This window comes from Kibdelosporangium phytohabitans (assembly GCF_001302585.1).
In the GTDB taxonomy this organism is placed as follows: domain Bacteria; phylum Actinomycetota; class Actinomycetes; order Mycobacteriales; family Pseudonocardiaceae; genus Kibdelosporangium; species Kibdelosporangium phytohabitans.
Genome location: NZ_CP012752.1, coordinates 9638424 through 9658744, shown reverse-complemented (window position 1 = coordinate 9658744; position 20321 = coordinate 9638424). Strand labels below are relative to the sequence as shown.

The 20321-nt window shown below is 69.1% G+C and carries 19 protein-coding genes and 1 pseudogene; 10 read left to right on the top strand and 10 right to left on the bottom strand.

The genetic code is table 11. The features are described from left to right. Window positions 1–24: 24 nt before the first annotated feature. Window positions 25–204, bottom strand: coding sequence for a hypothetical protein (locus AOZ06_RS43040; protein WP_054294628.1), 180 nt, complete (start codon window positions 202–204; stop codon window positions 25–27). A gap of 132 nt (window positions 205–336) precedes the next feature. Here AOZ06_RS43040 and AOZ06_RS43035 point away from each other — a divergent pair, with 132 nt between their 5' ends. Together AOZ06_RS43035 and AOZ06_RS43030 are read left to right on the top strand one after the other, a co-directional pair. Continuing rightward, the gene (locus AOZ06_RS43035; RefSeq protein ID WP_054294627.1) at window positions 337–726 is read left to right on the top strand and encodes a hypothetical protein; all 390 of its coding nucleotides are present in this window, start codon (window positions 337–339) and stop codon (window positions 724–726) included. Then, complete coding sequence (locus tag AOZ06_RS43030; protein ID WP_083472312.1) at window positions 713–1078, top strand: DUF3817 domain-containing protein; 366 nt, start codon at window positions 713–715, stop codon at window positions 1076–1078. The genes AOZ06_RS43035 and AOZ06_RS43030 overlap by 14 nt, the downstream gene beginning before the upstream one ends. Here AOZ06_RS43030 and AOZ06_RS43025 read toward each other — a convergent pair. From AOZ06_RS43025 to AOZ06_RS43005, 6 genes and pseudogenes are all read right to left on the bottom strand, one after another. Beyond that, window positions 1065–1895, bottom strand: coding sequence for a spermidine synthase (locus AOZ06_RS43025; RefSeq protein ID WP_054294626.1), 831 nt, complete (start codon window positions 1893–1895; stop codon window positions 1065–1067). The genes AOZ06_RS43030 and AOZ06_RS43025 overlap by 14 nt on opposite strands. After that, window positions 1892–2260: an adenosylmethionine decarboxylase gene (speD, locus tag AOZ06_RS60890; protein ID WP_236952502.1), complete on the bottom strand. Its 369-nt coding sequence runs from the start codon at window positions 2258–2260 to the stop codon at window positions 1892–1894. The genes AOZ06_RS43025 and speD overlap by 4 nt, the downstream gene beginning before the upstream one ends. 24 nt (window positions 2261–2284) lie before the next feature. Next, window positions 2285–3442: pseudogene (locus AOZ06_RS60885) on the bottom strand (type III PLP-dependent enzyme); the annotation flags it as partial. 160 nt (window positions 3443–3602) lie between these two features. Then, window positions 3603–4931, bottom strand: a complete 1329-nt coding sequence (locus tag AOZ06_RS43015; RefSeq protein ID WP_054294624.1) for a cytochrome P450 — start codon at window positions 4929–4931, stop codon at window positions 3603–3605. Between the two features lie 53 nt (window positions 4932–4984). Beyond that, window positions 4985–5449: a flavin reductase family protein gene (locus tag AOZ06_RS43010; protein WP_054294623.1), complete on the bottom strand. Its 465-nt coding sequence runs from the start codon at window positions 5447–5449 to the stop codon at window positions 4985–4987. Next, the gene (locus AOZ06_RS43005; protein ID WP_054294622.1) at window positions 5446–5916 is read right to left on the bottom strand and encodes an NADPH-dependent FMN reductase; all 471 of its coding nucleotides are present in this window, start codon (window positions 5914–5916) and stop codon (window positions 5446–5448) included. Before AOZ06_RS43005 ends, AOZ06_RS43010 begins: the two co-directional genes overlap by 4 nt. Before the next feature lie 78 nt (window positions 5917–5994). On the opposite strand from AOZ06_RS43005, the gene AOZ06_RS43000 reads away from it, so the two are divergent. Further along, the gene (locus tag AOZ06_RS43000) at window positions 5995–7257 is read left to right on the top strand and encodes an MFS transporter (protein ID WP_054294621.1); all 1263 of its coding nucleotides are present in this window, start codon (window positions 5995–5997) and stop codon (window positions 7255–7257) included. Beyond that, window positions 7257–8615 (top strand): pyridoxal phosphate-dependent decarboxylase family protein, encoded by a 1359-nt coding sequence (locus AOZ06_RS42995; protein WP_054297345.1) that lies wholly within the window; start codon window positions 7257–7259, stop codon window positions 8613–8615. Before AOZ06_RS43000 ends, AOZ06_RS42995 begins: the two co-directional genes overlap by 1 nt. Before the next feature lie 32 nt (window positions 8616–8647). Here AOZ06_RS42995 and AOZ06_RS42990 read toward each other — a convergent pair whose 3' ends face one another. Both AOZ06_RS42990 and AOZ06_RS60880 read right to left on the bottom strand, forming a co-directional pair. Next, window positions 8648–10228 (bottom strand): solute symporter family protein, encoded by a 1581-nt coding sequence (locus AOZ06_RS42990; protein WP_054294620.1) that lies wholly within the window; start codon window positions 10226–10228, stop codon window positions 8648–8650. Beyond that, a complete protein-coding gene (locus AOZ06_RS60880; protein WP_083472311.1) occupies window positions 10225–10671 on the bottom strand; it encodes a DUF485 domain-containing protein in 447 nt (148 codons plus the stop codon). The genes AOZ06_RS42990 and AOZ06_RS60880 overlap by 4 nt, the downstream gene beginning before the upstream one ends. A 511-nt stretch (window positions 10672–11182) precedes the next feature. Between AOZ06_RS60880 and AOZ06_RS42980 the strand changes: the two genes are divergently transcribed. The 6 genes from AOZ06_RS42980 (at window position 11183) to AOZ06_RS42945 (ending at window position 18379) form a co-directional block, all read left to right on the top strand. Then, window positions 11183–14014 carry a nitrate- and nitrite sensing domain-containing protein gene (locus AOZ06_RS42980; protein WP_236951922.1) on the top strand — a complete coding sequence of 944 codons (2832 nt, stop codon included), beginning with the start codon at window positions 11183–11185 and terminating at the stop codon, window positions 14012–14014. After that, window positions 14011–14448 (top strand): roadblock/LC7 domain-containing protein, encoded by a 438-nt coding sequence (locus AOZ06_RS42975; RefSeq protein WP_054294618.1) that lies wholly within the window; start codon window positions 14011–14013, stop codon window positions 14446–14448. Before AOZ06_RS42980 ends, AOZ06_RS42975 begins: the two co-directional genes overlap by 4 nt. 7 nt (window positions 14449–14455) lie before the next feature. After that, entirely contained in the window at window positions 14456–14959 is a 504-nt protein-coding gene (locus AOZ06_RS42970) for a DUF742 domain-containing protein (protein ID WP_054294617.1), read from the top strand. A gap of 28 nt (window positions 14960–14987) precedes the next feature. Beyond that, window positions 14988–15551 (top strand): GTP-binding protein, encoded by a 564-nt coding sequence (locus tag AOZ06_RS55385; protein ID WP_083472856.1) that lies wholly within the window; start codon window positions 14988–14990, stop codon window positions 15549–15551. An 816-nt stretch (window positions 15552–16367) separates the two neighbouring features. Next, window positions 16368–17147 carry a hypothetical protein gene (locus tag AOZ06_RS42955; protein ID WP_054294614.1) on the top strand — a complete coding sequence of 260 codons (780 nt, stop codon included), beginning with the start codon at window positions 16368–16370 and terminating at the stop codon, window positions 17145–17147. A gap of 290 nt (window positions 17148–17437) precedes the next feature. After that, complete coding sequence (locus AOZ06_RS42945; protein ID WP_054294612.1) at window positions 17438–18379, top strand: isoaspartyl peptidase/L-asparaginase family protein; 942 nt, start codon at window positions 17438–17440, stop codon at window positions 18377–18379. Here AOZ06_RS42945 and AOZ06_RS42940 read toward each other — a convergent pair. After that, complete coding sequence (locus AOZ06_RS42940) at window positions 18376–20175, bottom strand: elongation factor G (RefSeq protein ID WP_063810217.1); 1800 nt, start codon at window positions 20173–20175, stop codon at window positions 18376–18378. The two genes, AOZ06_RS42945 and AOZ06_RS42940, sit on opposite strands and share 4 nt — an antisense overlap. Window positions 20176–20321 lie beyond the last annotated feature (146 nt).

Below are 20321 nucleotides of genomic sequence, written 5' to 3'. Positions count from 1 at the left end.
CCGGCGCCGCACTGGTCGAACCGCTCACCCGGCCTCGTCCTGGACCTGGACCGCGGTCGCGGACGGGCCGCAGGCGTAGGCGAGCGCCCAGTTCACCGCCGCTTCGGCACGTGCCTTGTGCTTGTCGGACCGCAGTTCGTCCAACTGGAATGAGGCCAGGTCGACCACCCCGGACCTGACCTCGGTCGTCGGGCTTCCCGCCACGTCAACCCGCCTTCTCGAAACGTTGAGTCGGCGTGATCCTATCGCCGTCGTCGCCGCGTCCAGCGGCGGAACACCGGCGGCGATCAGGCTTGTGACCGCAGTCACTCAGGGTAGGGATGTTAGCGTCGAAGTGTGCGTGGCAACCGGGTGATCGTGCGCAGGCTCGCCGTCGTGGCGGCCTGCTTGGTCAGTCTGGCCGGTGCCTGCCTGCTGGCGTGGTGGCAGTGGAACCGGTACGAGTCCGCGAGCGGCTCGTGGCAGAACCTCGGTTACGTGCTGCAGTGGCCCCTTTTCGGGCTGTTCCCGGCGTTCATGGTGTGGCGGATCAGGCGGTTGCGCGCGCGGGAGGGACAGGAGCGGGCCGGGGCGGGATCCGCTGCTGCCGTCGAGCCTCCCCGGCGGGTGCCCGTACCGCGCAGGCCGGAGCCCGCCGGGCCGCCGCAGGAGCCCGACGACGAGCTCGCCGCGTACAACAAGTATCTGGCCGAGTTGAGCGCTAAGGAACCCCATGACCGCCCCTGACCCCATCGTCACCAACGAGGAAAACCCGGCCAGTGACGCCGCCGCCCGCGGTCTGAAGGGCGCGCTGGCGCGGTACCGGGTACTCGCCTACATCGTCGGTGTCGGGCTGCTCGCCCTGGTCGCCGCCATGATCATGCGGATCGCCTTCGACGAGCCGCAGTACAGCGCCATCGTCGGCCCCGTGCACGGCTTCCTCTACGTCATCTACCTGGTCCTGACGGTCGACCTCGGGCTCAAGGCCCGATGGCCGATCGTCAAGACCGGGTTGATCCTGCTCGCCGGCATGGTGCCCTTCGTGTCGTTCGTCGCCGAACGACGGGTCACCAGGGAGCTCAGCGTCAACGCAGGCTGATCGGCGGCACGGTCGAGCCGCGCAGCGTCAGCTCGTCGATGGTCTCCGGGCGGTAGCCCGCCGAAGGCAGCGCGGAGATCATCTTCTCGACCGGCGCGGCCACGTCCGTGCCGAAGAAGAAGGCCCACTCGTGCTCGTCGGAGCCGAAGTAGACCGGGGACTCGAAGACCTCTTCGAACCGCCGCCAGCACTTGACCAGCGTCGAGTTGCGCCACAGCGTCGGGCAGCCGCCCTGGTAGGCGACCACGCCGCCGTCGGTCAGCAGGCGCTTGCACATCAGCAGGAACTCGGCGCCGTACAGCCGGTTCTGCTGGGCGTCGACGTCGTCCTGCTCGTCAGGCAGGTCGACGACCACGATGTCGTAGCGCTCGTCGGTCGTACGGATGTATTCGTAACCGTCGGCGTACATCACGCGTACCGGGCCGTTGCCCTGCTCGGCAGCGGCCAGTTCCTCCGTCGTGTAGCCGTATGGCAGGTGCTGGGCGCACAGCTTGACGGCCTCGGTGTCGATGTCGACGTGGTCGACCACCGATGCGCCCGCGGCCACCGCCATCTGGCTGGCCACGCCCTCGCTGGAGCCTACGATCAGCACCCGGTCGACCTGCGCGGCGAGCAGGAACGCGGGCACCATCAGCGCCTCGTGGTACACGAGCTGGCTGAAGTCCGTGCTCTGCCGTTCGTTGTCGCAGAACAACGAAACGCCCTGCGCGGTCTTGCCGATCACCAGGTGCTGGAACTGCGTGCGCGTGTCGACGATGACGTCGTCGACCTGCCACACGCGAGTCAGACCGGCACCGACCGGCTCATCGATCCTCACCGGTTCTCCTGTCCTCTGTGGACGACACTGATCCGCGACACGCTCGCGTCGAGCATGTCGCGCAACAAGTTCACCGCGAGCTCCGGGTCGGCGACCTGGCCGCAGGTGAACACGTCGATGAACACCGCACCCCGTTCGGGATACGTGTGGATGGACGCGTGCGACTCCGACAGCAGCGCCAGCAGGGTCACGCCCTGCGGCTCGAACTGCTTGTACGTCATGTCGCACACGGTCGCGCCCGCCTTCTCCAGCGCCCGTTCCAGGCTCTCACGCAGGAACGTGGCGTCGTCGAGCAACTCGGCCGACACGCCTTCGAACTCCGCCAGCACGTGCCGCCCGGCGAACTCGCCGACCTCGCTGTCCACCGTCTCCTGGGAAGCAGGCGCGCCGCCTACGAAGTATGTCCGCAGCGGCGGGAACCCGTTGAACGCCACCGAGGAGTAGCTCTGGGTGTACGCGCCCGTGCTCATGATGTCCACGTGGTCACCGGCGCGCAACGACAGCGGCAGCTCGTAGGAGGTCCGTTGGTAGAGCACGTCATCGCCGTCGCACGACGGCCCGGCGATGACCACCGGCCCGGTCGGCTCGTGGTCCTGCGCGGTCTGCAGGCGGTACGCGATCGCCTCGTTCTCGGTCTCGGCCATCCCGCCGTAGCGCCCGATGTCCAGGTAGACCCAGCGCTTGGCGTCGGTGTCGGACTTGCGCGACACCAGCACGACCTCGCTGCGGATCATCCCGGCCTCGGCGACCAGTACCCGGCCCGGCTCGATCGCCAGGTCGACCTCGTGGTCGAAGTGCCGGGCGACGGCGGCGCGGACCGTGTCGGCGTAGTCGGTCAGCGGCGGCGGGTCGACCAGGTAGCGGCCGGGGAAGCCACCGCCGATGTTCAGGCCGCGCAGCCGGATGCCTGCCGCCGTGACAGTGCGGGTGACCGCCCCGGCCGCGGCGATCCACGGCTCCCACGCGGCCGGGTCCAGGTGCTGCGAGCCGACGTGGAACGCCACGCCCTCGGGGTCGAGACCCAGCTCCGCGGCCCGCACGAGCAGCCGGGCGGCCATCTCGGGGGCGCACCCGAACTTGTGCCCGAAAGGCGTCTGCGATCCGGTGCTGTCCACCAGGATCCGGCAGGACACGGTGGCGCCTGGCGCGAAGGTCGCGATGGTCTCCAGGTCCGGCTCGCTGTCGAAGGTGAAGCGGCGGACGCCGACCCGGTGGGCGTACGCGATGTCCCTGGCTTTCTTGATCGGGTTGCCGTACGAGATCGAATCGGCACTGGCTCCCTGGCCGAGGCACAGTTCGATCTCCTCGCGGCCGGCCACGTCGAAGCCGCAGCCCTGCTCGGCGAGCAGTCTGACGACCTCCGGCGCGGGGTTGGCCTTGACCGCGTAGTACATCCTCGCTTCCGGGAGTGCTTCCCGCAGCCTGGTATGGCTTTCCCGCACCGTGTCGAGGTCGATCACGAGACACGGGGTCGGTGGCCTGCGGTCGTCCAGGAACGCTCTGATGCGTTCCGGCGCCTGCGGGAGGGCGTCGATCACAGCGGGCAAGCATAGGTCCCGCCCCACCCCTGAACGAAATCCGCTTACGGGATCGGCACAGTGTGCCTGGTCACTGTGCCTGATTTCCGCGCTCCGCCCGGCGGAGCCGGCCGCCGGAGCCAGGCACCCCACCCGGCCCCACGCGGACGGCATCTCCGCCACGGCTCGATCAAGTGCCTGGCCGGGGCGATGCCGGGTGCGTCGAGGTGCGCAAACGACAGACTCGGCCAGTCAATCCTCCTTTGGGCCTGATGGGAACGCCCTTGGTGGCCACGGCCGGGCCGCCGCGGTCGAGCTGGAACGTCACCCGGGTGAGCAGCCTCGTCAGCAGCACCGCGAGCTCGCTGACGGCCAGTGTGGACCCGACGCAGCGGTGTGGTCCGCCGCCGAACGGCAGGAACTCGTGCGGCCCGTGTTTGCGGTACGCGGGGTGCGCCGGGTCCCAGCGTTCGGGCATGAACCGTTCGGGCTCCGGCCAGATCTCGGCCAGCCGGTGGGTGACGTACGGGCTGTAGAACACCCGCCGCCCGGCACGGATCCGCCTGCCCTCGTAGGTGAAGTCCCGGGTCGGGACGCGGATGCTGATCGCCGTGGGCGGCCACAGCCGCAGCGTCTCCTGCACGATGCCGTGCACGCGGACCAGCTTGGTCAGGTCGTCGCCGCCGGGTGGCCGGTCGCCGAGGACCCGCTTGACCTCCTGGCGGGCCAGGTCCCATTCGCCTGGATTGTCCGCCAGTGTGCGCACTGTCCACGTCATCGCGCTGCTGACGGCCGAGAAGCCGGCCGCGATCAACCCGACGGCCTGGTCACGGATCTCGGCGTCGGACAGCACGGCACCGCTCTCGTCGCGTGCGTTCGTCATCCTCGCCAGCACGCCGTCGTCCGAGCCACCGGCGCGCACCCGGGCGATCTCGGCCATGATCTGCCGGTCGGTCTCCTGTTTGCCGCTCAGCGCGCGGCGCCACGCCCGCGTGCCCAGCGCCCGGTGCGCGTCGACGAACAACGGCTGCTGCTCGACCAGGTCGATCATCGCCGCGAGCTGGTCGCCGAAGCGGTCGGCCTGCTCGCCGATCCGGTCGCCGAACAGCGACCGCACGCTCATCCGCCGCAGCACGCGCCGGAACTCCACGCCGAGGTCGACCCGTTGCCCGTCGGCCCAGCTGTCGATCAACGCGTCCGCGTCCCGCGCCAACGCCGCCAGGTAGCCGTTGACGTGACGGTGGTGGAACGCGGGCTGCACGAGGCCACGGCGCCGCTTGTGCTCGGCGCCGTCGCTGACGATCATCGACGTGTCGCCGACAACAGGCTTGAGGAAGCTGAAAGCCTTGCTCCAGCTGAACAGCTGCGGGTTGGCGAACACGAACTTGTTCGCGTCCGGCCCGAGCAGGTAGGTGTAGGGACCGATCGGGACGACCGGCCCGTACTCGCGGTAGCTGGTGAGCATGCCGTCGAACCCGTCGCGCACGAACCGGGCCGCGGCTGCCAGCTGATTCACCATGTTTCGACGCTATGGGCGGCGATCGGCGGCGTGCCCGCCCTTTGGTGCCGCCCTTAGGCCACGGATGTGTAGCGGCCTTGGAAACGCAGCAGCGGTTGCGTTTCCGCGCGGTGCTCGATCTCCAGCGGTTCGCCGATCACGCCGACGTGGTCACCGATCGAGACCCGGTGCGCGGTCCGGCAGCGCAGCCTGACCGGTGCGTCGAGCAGGTGCGGCACGCCGTCTACATCGGACTCCCATCGGGTGCCGCCGCCGAACCGGTCGGCCTTGGTGCGGGCGAACAGGTCCGCGAGGTCCGTGTGGTCGGCGTGCAACAGGTGTACGGCGAAGTGCGTCGCCTCGGTCAGCGCGGCGAAGGCCGACGCGCTCGTGCCGACCCAGAACCCGACCAGCGGCGGGTGCATCGACACAGACCCGAACGAACTGACCGTGAGCCCGACCGGGCCAGGCGCGGTGATGATGGTGACCGCGGCGGGGTGGTGCCGCAGCGCGAGCCGGAGCTGGTCGCCGACGCTCACTGGGTGTCCTTCAGCAGTGCGGCCACCGCTTCCTCGAGACCGGTGGCGAACACGGACTCGTTGAGGAACAGCCCGGGACCCGGCACGCTCAGGCCGATCTCCACGAGCACCGGCTTGAGGTGCACCTCCACGGCCAGCGCGTGCTTGTCGCTCGCGGCCACGAGCAGCGGGACCGCCGTCTTGCCGCGCAGCGAGGCCGTGCCGAACCGGTCGAGGAACGCCTTCAGCAGGCCCGTATACGTGGCCTTGTACGTCGGTGACGCCACCACGAGCACGTCGGCGTTGCGCACGTCCTCGACCGCTCGTTCCACCCGCACGCTGCTGTGGTCGAACAGCTCGGAGGCGAACTCGCCGAGGTCGATCACCGGTCCCGGGGTGCCGCCGATGGCGTCTCGGATCGCGAGCGCTGCCTTCAACGTCCGTGATGCCGGTTTCGGATTTCCGACCAGTACTCCTACGACCGTCATGTGTCGAGCATGGAAACCCGTGGACACAAGGTCAACGGGTGTCCATCGACTGGGATGCCGGGATAGCATCGCGCGACCATGACCGTCAGCCGCCGGATCTGCGCCGGATACAGCCTGGGGTCCCTGGTCACCGGCTCTTTCTCGACGGTGCCGGGGCTGCTTCTGCTGCCCTACCTGACCGACTCGCTCGCCGTCCCGGCGGCCACCGCGGGGCTGCTCGTGCTGCTGCCCAAGGCATGGGACGTGATCTTCAACCCGGTCGCCGGGCGGATCAGCGACCGCCGTGGACCTCGGCGCCCGTTGTTGCTGCAGGGCGGTGTCGCGCTCGCGGTGCTCTTCGCGGCCCTGTTCGCGCTGCCCGCGGGCGGCGGGGTGTACGTCGGTGTCGTGTTCCTGCTGTGTGCCACGGCGTACGCGTTCTTCCAGGTGCCCTACGTGGCCATGATGGCCGAGATCACGACCGACTACGACCAACGGACCAGGCTGATGACCTGGCGAATGGCCATACTGGCCGTGGCGATCCTGCTGTCCGGTGCCGGCGCGCCGGCGATCCGGGACGCGACCGGCGGATACCACGTCATGGGGATCGTGGTCGGGCTGCTGATCCTGATCGGCACGGTCACGGTGTACGTGGGAACACGCGGTGTGGCCACAAGCGGTCACATGGACACCGGCGCCGGGTTCTCGGAGTTGTTCGCGGCGGTCCGGCAATCACGGGAGTTCCGGCGGCTGCTCGTCGTGTTCGTGATCCAGGCAGCCGGCGTCAGCACGCTCCTGGCGGGCGTGGACTACATGTCGCGGGTCGTGTTGCGGGACAGCGGTATGCAAACACTGTTGTTCGCCGCGTTCGTCGGCCCCGCGCTGCTGGTGATGCCGATGTGGCAACGCGTCGGCACCCGGTACGGCAAGCGCGCCGGGTTCATCGTCTCGTCGATCATCTTCGCCGTGCCGCTGGCTTTTTGTACCTTGGCACAGGTCGTACCCGCTGTCGTGGTCGTGGTGCTCGCCGCGTTCACCGGGGTGGGCTACTCCGGCATGCAGGTGTTCCCGATGGCCATGTTGCCGGACGTGATCACGGCGGAGGAGCAACGCAGCGGCGCCCGCCGCGCCGGGTTGTTCTCCGGCGTGTGGACCGCGGGCGAGACGCTCGGGTTCGCTGTCGGCCCGGGGATCTACGGCATCATCCTCGCCGCCGGTGGCTACGTGTCGAGCACGGATGCCGCCGTGGCACAACCGCAGAGCGCGGTCACGGCGGCACTGATCGGGTTCGCGGTCGTGCCGGTCGCCCTTGTCCTGGTGGCATTGCCGTTGCTGACGAAGAAGCTGGAGGTACGCGTGTGATCCCCGCCGAGCAGGTACTGGCCGATTTACACCAGATGCGCGCCGGTGACCTGCCGACGCACGGCGGTCGCACGATGGCGTACGTCTACGACAGCGGCCTCGCGGGCATCGACGAGCTCGGTGCCGCCGCGCATGCCCTCGCGTCCTCGGCCAACGGTCTGGACCCCACGGCCTTCCCCAGCTTGCTGCGGATGGAGAACGAGATCGTGGCGACCGCCGCGAACCTGCTCGGCGGCGGCGCCGGGCAGGTCACTTCCGGCGGGACCGAGTCGTGCATGCTCGCTGTGCTGGCCGCACGGCAAGCGCGGCCGGACGTCGACCGTCCGTCCATTGTGTTCCCGGTGACCGCGCATGCCGCGTTCCACAAGGCCGCGCACTACTTCAACGTGCGGCCGATCGCTGTTCCGGTCGGCGACGGCTTCACGGCCGACCCGGAGGCCATGCGGGCGGCGATCGACGACACCACGGTACTCGTGGTCGCGAGCGCGCCGTCCTACGCGCACGGTGTGGTCGACCCGATTGCCGAAATCGCCGCCGCAGCGGCGGAAAAGGGCGTTCGGTGCCATGTGGACGCGTGTATCGGCGGCTGGGTCCTGCCCTACTTCGCCCGGCTCGGCGTAGAGGTCCCGCTGTTCGACTTCCGGGTGGACGGCGTCACGAGCATCTCGGTCGACCTGCACAAGTACGCGTACTGTCCGAAAGGGGCCTCGGTACTGCTGCACAGGGACGCGAGTCTGCGGCGGTCGCAGTACTTCGCCAGCGCGGCGTGGCCGGGCTACACGATGCTCAACTCCACCATGCAGTCCACGCGCTCGGGCGGCCCGATCGCCGCGGCCTGGGCCGTGCTCCGGCACGTCGGCGACGACGGCTACCTCGACCTGGCAAGGAAGACTCTCGCCGCTGTGCGGCGGATCGGCGAAGGCCTGCACCGGGCCGGGCTGATCGTCCTCGGCGACCCGGTGTCCACTTTGCTCTCGGTGACCTCGGCGGACACCGACCTGTTCTCGCTGGCCGACCGGATGCGCGAACGCGGCTGGTACGTCCAGCCGCAATTCGCGTTCCAGAACTCACCGGCGAACCTGCACCTGACGGTCACCGCGGCCAACCACGGCAACGAAGATCTGTTCCTCACCGACCTCGCCGGGGCGGTCGCCGACGCCACACCGGTCGAAGTGGACACACGGGTTCTCGACGGGATCGACGCGGCCACGCTGACCGGCGAGCAGTTCGGCGAACTCCTGGCCTCGGTGGACATGAGCGCCGGGATGGCCGCGGTCAACACGCTGCTGGCCGCCGCTCCCGCCGGCTTGCGGGAGCGGCTACTCGTCGAGTTCCTCGGCCGGCTGTACACCTCGTGAGTGTTTCGGCCGGTTAGAACCGGCCGAAACACTCACGAGGGTGGGGTGATCCCGGTCAGTGACCGGACCTCCATCTCGGCCTGCTTGCGCTCGTCACCCTTGTCCCGGCTGAGCACCGTGCCGAGGAACCCGAGGACGAACGAGACCGGGATGGACACGATCCCCGGGTTGCTCAACGGGAAGAACGCGAAGTCCAGCCACGGGAAGATCGACGTCGGGCTGCCCGACACGACCGGTGAGACCGCGACGAGCGCCAGGCACGACACCAGGCCGCCGTACATCCCCCACAGCGTGCCGCTCGTGTTGAAGCGGCGCCAGAACAGCGAGTAGAGCAAAGTGGACAGGTTGGCCGACGCGGCGAACGCGAACGCGAGACCGACGAGGAACGCCACGTTCTGACCGTTGGCGAGGATTCCGCCGACGATCGCCATGGCGCCGACCACCACGGCCGTCAGCCTGGCCACCCGGACCTCGCTGCCCGGCTTGGCCCGGCCGCGCTTGAAGATGTTGGCGTACACGTCATGGGCGAACGACGCCGACGCGGTGAGCGTCAGACCCGCGACCACGGCGAGGATCGTGGCGAACGCGACCGCGGCCACGATGCCGAGCAACAGCGTTCCGCCGATCTCGTACGCGAGCAGCGGCGCAGCCGAGTTCTCACCACCGGTCGCCGCCAGGATCCGCTGCGACCCGACCAGCGCCGAGGCGCCGTACCCGATGATCAACGTCGCCAGGTAGAACACCGTCATGGTGCCGACCGCCCAGATCACCGACCGCCGTGCCTGCACCGCGTTCGGCACCGTGTAGAAGCGCATCAGCACGTGCGGCAGGCCCGCCGCGCCGAGGACCAGCGCCAGCGCCAGCGAGACGAAGTCGAGCTTGCTGGTGCCGTTCTCGCCGAACATCCCGCCGGGGTTGAGGATCCGCTCGCCCTTGACGTTGTTCGCCGCCGCCTGCCGCAGCAATTCCGAGATGTTGAAGCCGAACTTGCCCAGCAGGAACACGGTCATCAGCGCGACGCACAGCACCAGGATCGCGGCTTTGATGATCTGCACCCACGTGGTCCCGCGCATGCCGCCGACCAGCACGTACAGCATCATGATCATGCCGACGACGGTGATCACCACCGCCTGGCCCTTGCCGTCGTGCACACCGAGCAGCAGCGCGACGACGCCACCGGCGCCCGCCATCTGCGCGAGCATGTAGAAGAACGAGATGACCATCGTCGAGGTGGCAGCCGCGGCCCTGACCGGGCGGGCGCGCATCCGGTACGAGAGCACGTCGCCCATGGTGAAGCGGCCGGTGTTGCGGACCAGTTCGGCGATCAGCAGCAGGTTGACCAGCCACGCCACCATGAACCCGATGGAGTACAGGAACCCGTCGTAGCCGTGGATGGCGATCGCGCCCGCGATGCCGAGGAACGAGGCGGCGGACAGGAAGTCGCCGGACAGCGCGAGGCCGTTCTTGCCGCCGCCGAAGGCGCCGCCCGCGGTGAAGTAGTCGTTGGCCGTGGCCTGCCTGCGGTTGACGTTCGCCACGATGACCAGCGTGACGAGCACGAACAGGGCGAAAACGGCGATGTTGAGCACGGGACTTCCGACGTCGGTGCTCACTGGTTGACCTCCCTCAGTGCCGAGTGCCGCGCGTGCGACCGCTGGGCGGCCGGCTGCCGGGCTGTCTCGCGCCGGACCGATTCACGCAGCGCGGCGGTCTTCGGATCGATCCGGCGCTTGGCGAACCGCCGGTACCACAGGGTGATCAGCACCGTGCTGGCGAACTGGAGGACGCCGAGCACGAGCCCGACGTTGACGAAGCCGATCAGCCGGTGGCTCATGAACTCGCCGAAGTACGCGGCGAGCACGACGAACCCGATGTACCACCCGAAGAACAGGATCGTCACCGGGAACACGAACCCGCGCAGTCCCGATCGCAGTTCAGTGAATTCCGTACTCCGCTGAATGCGAACGAAGTCGGGCCCGTCGTGAACTTCTTTTTCTGTCGAAGAGTCGATTCTGCCAAAGCTGGCCGAAGTGGTTCGGCCGGACCAGTGCGTCATATGTACCTTCCCGGTACGCCTATCGGCGAGCGACATAGTAGCCACGAGTTCGGGGTTGTCCACTAGGTCTCCGGGCGGTCTGATCACTACATCGGCCGGGCCGGGGCGGTACCTGAGGGGCGACGCTCACACTTCCGGGTGAATCCTGCGATTCCGCAGCGTGTCGGCGAGATGACCAGCGACAACCGTTGCCGCGGCGGTCCACTGTGACCGCTGTAGGTGGTTGCCACATCGCGCGTGCGTCCATGTGGGACGGGCCGTGACGGGCAAACTTCCCCCGATCGGGGCATACAGTCGCTATTCACACATGCTCCCCGTAGCGAATTGTCCACCGGCCACGATCAGACCATTGATTGATCATTCTTCTCATGTAGCATCTGGGCTCCGGGACTTCCTCATGGGGGTGCCGACACCCTGCGAAACAGTAGGTCCGCACGGATGCGAGTTATTGATCCCCGTCATTGATGAGGCAATGCAGTAAGCGACTGCGCGCATTGGGAGTGTTTTGACAGTGACCAGCACAGGACGAGCACGGATGCTGCGCTGGCGGGACTGGCACCTGCGCACCAAGCTCGCCGCGGTCACCATGGTCCCGCTGGTCTTCGTCGTCGCGCTCGGCGCGGTGCAGATCCACGACCAGGTGGCGAGGGCGGAGTCCTACCGCCGGGTCGACCGGCTGGTGGCACTGTCCGACCAGCTCGGCAAGGCGATCGGCGGCCTGCAGCAGGAGCGGGCGGAGTCGGCGCGGCTGCTCGTCGCGGGCGCCGCGCAACCCGGCGCCGAACTGCGACAGGAGTACCAGGCGACCGACGTGAACTGGGCCGCGATGAGCCGGGCGGCCGAAGCGGTCCAGTTCGTCACGCCCGCCGCGCAGGACACCGGGCACGAGGTCGCCGGTCTGCTCGAGCCACTGGGCAGGCTGCGCGACCAGGTCACCCGCGCCGAGCTGGACGCACGGGCGGCGCTGACCCGGTACACCGAGGTGATCGCCGTGCTGCTCGGCTTCGACCGGGCGCTGGCAGGCGAGATCACCGACCCGGCGCTGACCGGGACGGCGGTCGCGCTGCACGACCTGCAGCGGGCAGGCGAGGAGATCTACCTGCAGCAGGCGCTCGTGTCCGTCGGGTTGTCCAGGGGGACGCTGACTGTCGCCGAGCTCGGCGCGCTGCGCTCGTCGCAGTCCCGGCTCGACTCCAGGGTCCTCGACTTCCGGGCGTCGGCGAGCCAGCCGCAACGGCAGGAGTACGACAACACGGTCAGCGGCGCGGCCGTGACCAACCGGGCGCGGTTGCTCGAACAGGTCCTCGAACAGCCGGACACCCGGCCCGCGGCGCTGGCGGTCGGCCAGAACGACTGGCAGACCAGTTCACAGCTCACCCTGGGCGCTGTGGCGACCGTGGCCGGCGTGCTCGCGCGTGAACTGAGCGCCGAGTCCGCCCGGCTGCAGGACGAAGCGAGCGACGCCGCCGGGCTCGTCTCGGTCGTGCTGTTCGCCGCGGTGCTCCTCGCCGCCGCGGTCGTGGTCATCGTCGGCCGTCAACTCGTTGGCTCGCTTCGGATTCTGCGGCGCAGCGCGTTGTCGGTGGCCGACCACAAGCTGCCGGAGGCCGTCGCCGGGCTGCGGGCGGGCGCGTTGCTGCCGCCGCTCGTGGCTCCCGTCCCGGTGACGACGAAGGACGAGCTGGGGCAGGTGGCGCGGGCGTTCGACGCCGTGCAGGACCAGGCGCTGCGGCTGGCCGCCGAACAGGCGCACCTGCGGGCCAGCTACGGCGACGTGTTCGTCAACCTCTCCCGGCGCAGCCAGGGCCTCGTGCAGCGGCAGCTGCACCTGCTCGACCGCCTCGAACGCGACGAGGAGGACCCCGACCAGCTGGCCACGTTGTTCCAGCTGGACCACCTGGCGACCCGGATGCGGCGCAACAACGAGAACCTGATGGTGCTCTCGTCCGGCAGCGAGCTGGCCCGGCGCGCCGGGCCGCCGGTGCAGCTGGCCGACCTGCTGCGTGCGGCGGTGTCGGAGATCGAGCAGTACCAACGGGTCGTCGTGCAGCCGCCGCCACCGCAGACGGTCGTCGGCTACGCGGCACGCGACCTGGTCCGTCTGACTGCCGAGCTGCTGGACAACGCCACCGCGTTCTCCGCGCCGGACACCAAGGTCACGATCGCCAGCAGGCTCGCGGACGACGGCACCGTGTCGGTCGACGTCCTCGACAGCGGCATCGGCATGCGCGACGAGGAGATCGCCGAGGTCAACACCCGGCTGGCCGAAGGCGGCCAGCTCGACGCGTCGGCGTCGCGGCGGATGGGCCTGTTCGTCGTCGGCAGGCTGGCCAGCAGGCACAGCGTCCGGGTGGAGCTGCACGGCGGCAAGGACATCCAGGGCATCAGGGCCACCTTGACCATCCCGGCCGACCTGCTCGCACCGGGCGAGTCGGAGGAGCGGCACCCCCACCGGCCGCGCGCCAACGGGCACACGGTGTCCACTTCGGACCTGGCCGCGCGGCTGGCGACCGGTGCCGCGCCCGTGCACACGACCGCCGAGGACCCGCTCGCCGAACCGGAGCGGCCGGTCAGCGGGGACCTGTTCGCGACCGGGGACCAAGGTGTCGCGACCGCCGAGCAGTCGGCGGTGACCACCGGGTGGTGGGACCCGGTCAACGCGGCGAACACCGGCGCGCCGTCCCCGCCGCTCGAGCGCGGGATCCACGAGACCACTCCGATCTTCGACGAGATGATCTCGGCGTGGTTCACCGGGTCCGATCAGGACAAGCCGCCGGCCGAAGCGCCGACCGAGACCTGGAAGTTCGCGGCGGACAAGGGATTCGAGACCGCCCAGGCGGTCGGTGAGACCCCGCGCGGGGTGACGAAGGCCGGCCTGCCGCAGCGGGTGCCGAGGGAGAAGCTCGTACCGGGCAGCGTCTCGGAACCCCAGCAGGCGCCGGAGATCCGCGGCAAACGCGAAGCGGAGGCGTTGCGCGAACGGCTCGGCGGGTTGCAGACCGGGTTGTCCCGTGCTCGTGACCGCACCGATACCGGCACGCCGCGCGTGTACACCGAGGATCAGGCCACAACGACTGGGGCCGACAGCGGGTTCAAGTCGGCCGAGGAAGCCACGAAGTCCCCCGAAGGTGTCACGTCCGCGGGCTTGCCGCAGCGCGTTCCCCGGGAGAAGCTCGTACCGGGGAGCATCGCGTCGCCGCCGGGATTCGGCGAGGGCCTGGTGCGGGGTGAACGAGGGGCACAGGAGGTCCGGGGCCGGCTGGACGGGCTTCAGCGCGGACTGAGCAACGGCAGGCGCAGCCTCGTCGAAAACCAGAATGGACAACAGGAGACCCGATCATGATGTCGCCCCACTCCCAGCCGCACCAGTTCGGCTGGCTGGTCAACGACTTCGCTGAGCGAGTCGCCGGTGTCGCGCACGCGGTGGTCGTGTCCGCCGACGGACTGCTGCTCACCGCGTCCGCACGCCTGCCCGTCGACCGCGCCGACCAGCTCGCCGCGGTGTCGTCCGGCCTGGTCAGCCTGACCCACGGCGCCTCGCGCTGTTTCGAGGCCGGTCCGGTCAAGGAGACCGTCGTCGAGATGGAACGCGGGATCCTGCTGCTGATGTCGATCAGCGACGGGTCGTCGCTGGCCGTCCTCGCCGCGCCGACGTGCGACATCGGCCAGATCGCCTACGAGATGACCATGCTGGTCGACCGCGTCGGCCAGATGCTCACCCCCGAACTGCGCGCGGCACTGCAAGGCGCGAGGGGGATGACCGGAGCTGCGGTGTGAGGGAAGGATGACGATCCACGAGGACGCGCCACCCAGCCCGACCTTCGCCGATGTCCTCAACGGACTGACGTTCGGCAAGCGGGCAGGCGAATCCGCCGACGTCAAACCGACGCCGGGCCCGAGGCTGTCGCCAACGCAGCCGCAGCCCGTGCTCGTCGAGATGCCGGACGACGACCCGGCGATGGTCCGGCCGTACGCGATGACGGGCGGGCGGACCAAGGCCGACGGGGACCTGCGGGTGGAGGCGATGATCTCCACGGCGCCCGCTGGGATGACCGAGGACGGTCTCGCCGAGATCGAGCACCGCTCGATCGCCCGGCTGTGCCGTACGCCGAAATCGGTCGCGGAGATCTCCGCTGAGCTCGAAATGCCGTTGCAAGTAGCCAAGATCGTGCTCGGGGACATGGTCGCGACCGGATTGGTGGTCGTCCACCGGACGACCGGCCTGTCCGGCGGTTCATCACATCTCGCGCTGATGGAAAGGGTTTTGGGTGGACTCCGCCGGCTATAGGACCGCGCAGCAAGCAATCATGCCGACCATGACGTCGGTGAAGATCGTGGTAGCCGGTGGTTTCGGGGCCGGCAAGACGACGTTCGTCGGCTCGGTCTCCGAGATCATGCCGTTGACGACCGAGGCGGTGATGACCGAGGCCAGTGCCGGTCTCGACGACCTCGATGCGACGCCGGACAAGTCGACGACGACGGTGGCGATGGACTTCGGCCGCGTGTCGCTGGACACCGACCTGATCCTCTACCTGTTCGGAACGCCCGGCCAGCAGCGGTTCTGGTTCATGTGGGACGACCTGGTGCGTGGTGCGATCGGCGCGGTCGTGCTGGCCGACACCCGGCGGCTGGCTGACTCGTTCTCACCCGTCGACTTCTTCGAGGAGCGCGGCCTGCCGTACATCATCGGGCTGAACTGCTTCGACGGCGAACTGCACCACCGGGTCGACGACGTGCGCGAAGCCATGGCGATCGACCCGCGCGTGCCGATCGTCCGGTGTGACGCGAGGGACCGCGAGTCGACCAAGCAGACCCTGATCACCCTGGTCGAGTACTCCGTCGAACGCTGGATCGCCGCCAACGGCGTGCCCGCGCACTGATCGGACGGCCCGGCGCAGCAGGATCCTCGCTCGCGCCGAGCCGATGGCTGTCGTTCCGGTCGCCAGGTCGTTGGCGACCGCCCGAGCCTCGTCCCACGCGGACGCCGCGGTGAGTTCGCCGAGCAGCCGCGCCGCGAAGATCGTCCGATAGTTCGGCGCGCCCGGGGTTTCGGCGTTGACGGCGGTGTACAGCAAGTCGATGCCGGGTCGGCGGTCGCGCAGTTCCAGGTACGCGGCGCCGTGCTGGCCGTCGATCTCCTGTTCGTCGAGCCACCACGCCCAGGTGGGGTCCCGATCGGAAACGCCGTCGTGGAACAGTGAACGTGCGTGGTCGAACGCGCGCAACGCGGGGCGGCGGTTGCCGCTTCGGGAGTACGCGCGGGCTTGCCGCAGCAGTGCGATGGCGTGCACGCGGGGCGAGGTCCGCCCGGTGTCGATGACGGACTGGGCGATGGCGACCGATTCGCTGTGCCGGTGCAGATATCCGGCTTGCAGGCTCATGTTCAGCAGGATCAGGCGTTCGATGCCGCGGTCGCCTGCCTGCGCGGCGAACTGGAGCGCTTCCCGGTTGACTCGCGTGGCCAGGCGCTGTCTGCCCGCGTCGAACGCGATCCAGCCGGTCACCTCGGCGAGTTCGGCCATGGCCGCGTACCAGTCGCGGCTCGTACCCCGGTCTCTTCTGGCCTGGTGGAAGGCACGAATGGCGTGGTCGGCGACGGTGCCGGCGCCGAGCCGGCCGTCCAGTTCGATCAGCCGCTGTGACGCGGCCCGGATCCCCTCCACCGTTCGAGGTTAGTTCAGGTTCTGCTGGTCACGGTGCTGGCCGGGACGGTGGTCGTCCCGCAACGCCCGGCGCAGGCCGACTGGGCGGGGCCGCTGAGCACGAGCGGCCGGCACATCGTCGACGCACGGGGCAAACGGTTCATGCTCAAGTCCGGCAACTGGCACGGCGCGAGCGGCACCTGGACGGGCTCGGGCGACGTCGGCGACCCCGCGACTGCTGATCATCGTCGAATGCGTCAACTGGACCGGCATCTGAAGGAAGTGCTGTACCGGCAGGCCTTCTACGTCGCCGACGAGGCGGACAAGCACTTCACCGCACCCGTGTGGAGCAGCGAGTTCGGGGTGGGCGGACGGGACAACAACGACCCGAAGTCGCGTGCGTGGTTCGAGCGGTTCGTGGACTACCTCGTCGAGACGGACGCGGATTTCGCCTATTGGCCACTGGTCGGCTTCCACACCAACCGCGGCGGCAACGGCTGGGGTCTGCTGCACTGGGACGCGTCCGGCGGGCGGATGGGCCTGTACGACGGCGACGACTGGCGTGCCGGTGCGTGGAAACGGCTGGTCGACGCTCCGGCCAAGCCCGCGCGGGCGGTGCAGCGCTGGTCCATGCTCAGCCTCGGCCACGCTGACTTCCAGCAGTCGCGTGCCGTGCGCGGGCTGCCGGACTGGGATTCCGGTGCACGCAGGGGCGTCTGCCCGGACGGTCAACGGCTGATCGCTCAGGCACACCGGCAACCGCGGTCTCTGCGCCGAGCAGGCCACTGCCACGGCTTACCGAACTGTCCACGACGAGTCCTACGTGGACACTGACTGGGCCGGTGGTTACACAAGCTGCGATGCCCGCCGGATCACCAGGTCTTCGGCTACGGCGTGCGCGGGGCGGCGATGTCCTCGGTGTTGTGCGGGCGGTCACCGGTCGCACTGGGCAAGAACGGTCGGACCCTGTGGTTCGACCGGCATGACAACCGGGCTCCCGACGGTGGTGACTTCGCGTCCGGCCACTACAAGGGGCAGTGCGCCGCGGACGAGTGTGTGGCGGGCGTCGCATACACGGGACGGTTCGGATCGAGCCGGACACCGGACGCTCTACTGTGCCGTGAGTGACCTACGAGCCGGACGCAGACAACGTCATCATCGCCGTGCACGGCGGCGCGGGCAACAAGCTGATCCGCCAGGAGACCACGCCTGAGCTGGAGAAAGCCCATCGGGACGGGCTCGCCGACGCCTTGCGCGCGGGGGAGCGGCTGCTGCGCGGTGGCGCGTCGAGCGTGGACGCCGTCGAAGCAGCCGTGCGTGTCCTTGAGGACAACGAGTTGTTCAACGCGGGCAAGGGCTCGGTGTTCACCGAGGACGGCGGGCACGAACTGGACGCGTCGATCATGCGCGGCGCCGACCTGGCCGCCGGGGCTATCGCGGGCGTGCGGAACGTGCGCAACCCGGTCCTGGCCGCGCGAATGGTGATGGAACAGACGGCACACGTGCTGCTGTGCGGCGACGGCGCGGAGAGTTTCGCCGAACGAAACGGCCTGCGGCCCGTCAGCCAGGACTACTTCTGGACTCAGCGACGCCTGGACCAGCTGAAAGAGGCCAAGGACCCGGGGGCGCCGGAGCGGGCCGAGTACAGCACGGTCGGCGCCGTCGCGGTCGACCGCGACGGCGACCTGGCCGCCGCGACCTCCACGGGTGGCACGACCAACCAGATGCGCGGCCGGATCGGCGACTCGCCGATCATCGGCGCGGGCACGTACGCACGCAACGACACCGCGGCCGTCAGCGCGACCGGTCAGGGCGAGGTGTTCATCCGGGGCGCGGCGGCGGGCACTATCTCCGCCATGATCGAGTTCGGCGGCCTGAGCCTGGCCGAGGCCGCGTTCGACGTGGTCATGCGCCGCCTGCCTGCCCTTGGCGGGACGGGCGGTGTGATCGCGCTCGACCGCCAAGGGACTTTCGCCGGGCCGCACAGCACGCCGGGCATGCTGCACGGCTACCTGACCATGGACGGCGAGATCGTCACGAAGGTCTTCACCGACGAACCTCGCTAAACAGCCGCGTAGTGGTCGAAAGCGCACTCCAGCACGCCTTCGCCACGGGTCAGCGACGGCAGCAGGCGTTCCAGCTCATGGACCCGTGCCGCGGGAATCGTGCCTTCCAGCAGGTAGGCGGCGTTGCGCGGGGTGGAGCTGAGCGGGAACGCCCGCAGCCGCACCAGCACCGGCTGCACCACTCCGAGTGCGTCCTCCGGGATCTCCAGCCGGTACGCGTGCATCGGTTCGTGCACAACGGTTCCGGCTTGCTTGAGCGCGTTCGTCAGCACCAGCGCGGTCAGGTTGCGGAAGTCACCGGCTGTGCTGGACATCGACTTGTCGAACGTGCCGTGTGAGTGGCTTTGCCGTGCCCAGTAACCAGAACGTGTCATGGTGACGACGCAGTCGGTGATCTCCCAGCCGTGCAGACCGTTGCGCAGGGTCTTGCGGACGCCCTCTTCGACAGCGTTGAAGAACGCCGACGGCATCGACCCGAGTTCGACTCCGAGCCGGAAGCTCACCCCGGTGCCCGGCTCGACTCGTAGCCCGACCGTTGCCAGGTAAGGGTTGTCGCCTTCGTTGATGATCTCGAACGCCGCACCTTTCCCGGCGACGCGTTCGATGCAGATCGTCGTGGTCTCCTCGAACGACACCGCCAGGCCGTAGTCGTCGGACAGGGTTGCCTGGATGACCTCCTTCTGCACCTCGCCGTACAACGAGATCACGCCGTCCTGCCGCAGGTTGATCAACGGGTCCTGCTCGGCCAGTTGCGTGAGCGCGGTGTACAACGCGCCTCGTTCGGACGGGTCGTCCGGTATCACCACGGTTTCCAGCGTCGGCGGGGTGAAGTGGTGCTCGGCGTGCCTGTGCGGCTCGCCGATGTGGTCGCCGATCCGGACCTCGGACAGTCCCCACAGCTTGCCGATCTGACCGGCGCCGACCGACGCGCCGCGCACGGCCGGACCGCGGTCGAACACGCTGATCGCGGTGATCTTCCCGTCCTTGCCGCCGAACCGCACGCGGTCGCGCACGCGCAGCGAACCGGAGAACATCCGGACGTAGGCGATCTTCTCGCCGTGCTGCCCGCGTTCCACTTTGAACACCAGCCCCGATCCCGGTCCGTCGGTCGCCCCTGACGCCGTCGGCAGGAACTCGACCAGTGCGGACATCAGGGCCGGCACCCCGGCGCCGGTGATGGCCGAGCCGAAGAACACCGGGTGGACCCGTGCCAGCCGCGTCTGCGCGACCAGGGAGCCACGGGTGTCTTCCGGTGTCAGCGAACCGTCGAGGTACCCGGCCAGCAGCGCGTCGTCCACTGTGGCCAGCAGGTCGACCGGGTCGGTGCCGTCCGGTGCGATCGCGGGCGTCAACCGGTCGGCGATCTCGCGCAGCAGGCTGTCGTGCCGCGCACCCGTCCGGTCGATCTTGTTCACGAAGATGATCGTGGGGATGGCCAGCCTGCGCAGGGCGCGCATGAGCACACGGGTCTGCGCCTGCACGCCTTCCACGGCGGAGATGACCAGCACAGCGCCGTCGAGGACGCTCAGCGAGCGTTCCACCTCGGCGATGAAGTCCGGGTGGCCGGGCGTGTCGATCAGGTTCACCGTGACGTCGTCCACGACGAACGACATGACTGCGGATTTGATGGTGATCCCGCGTTGCCGCTCCAGCGCCATGGAGTCGGTCTGCGTGTTGCCGTCGTCGACGCTGCCGACCTCGTCGATCACGCCGCCGAGTTGCAGCAGGCGCTCGGTCAGGCTGGTCTTACCGGCGTCGACGTGCGCGAGGATCCCCAAGTTGAGCGTGCGTGCCAAGCTTCATGTCCTTCAGATAGGGGTGGATTCCTTTCCTGGTGGACATGGCTGACAGTCGCACTGCTGCTCTCCTCGGGTCGCGGGTTTTGCGCAGTTCAGCAGAGCCGGGCCAGTCAGGGCAACCGATTTGTGTGACGCGAGTCGCG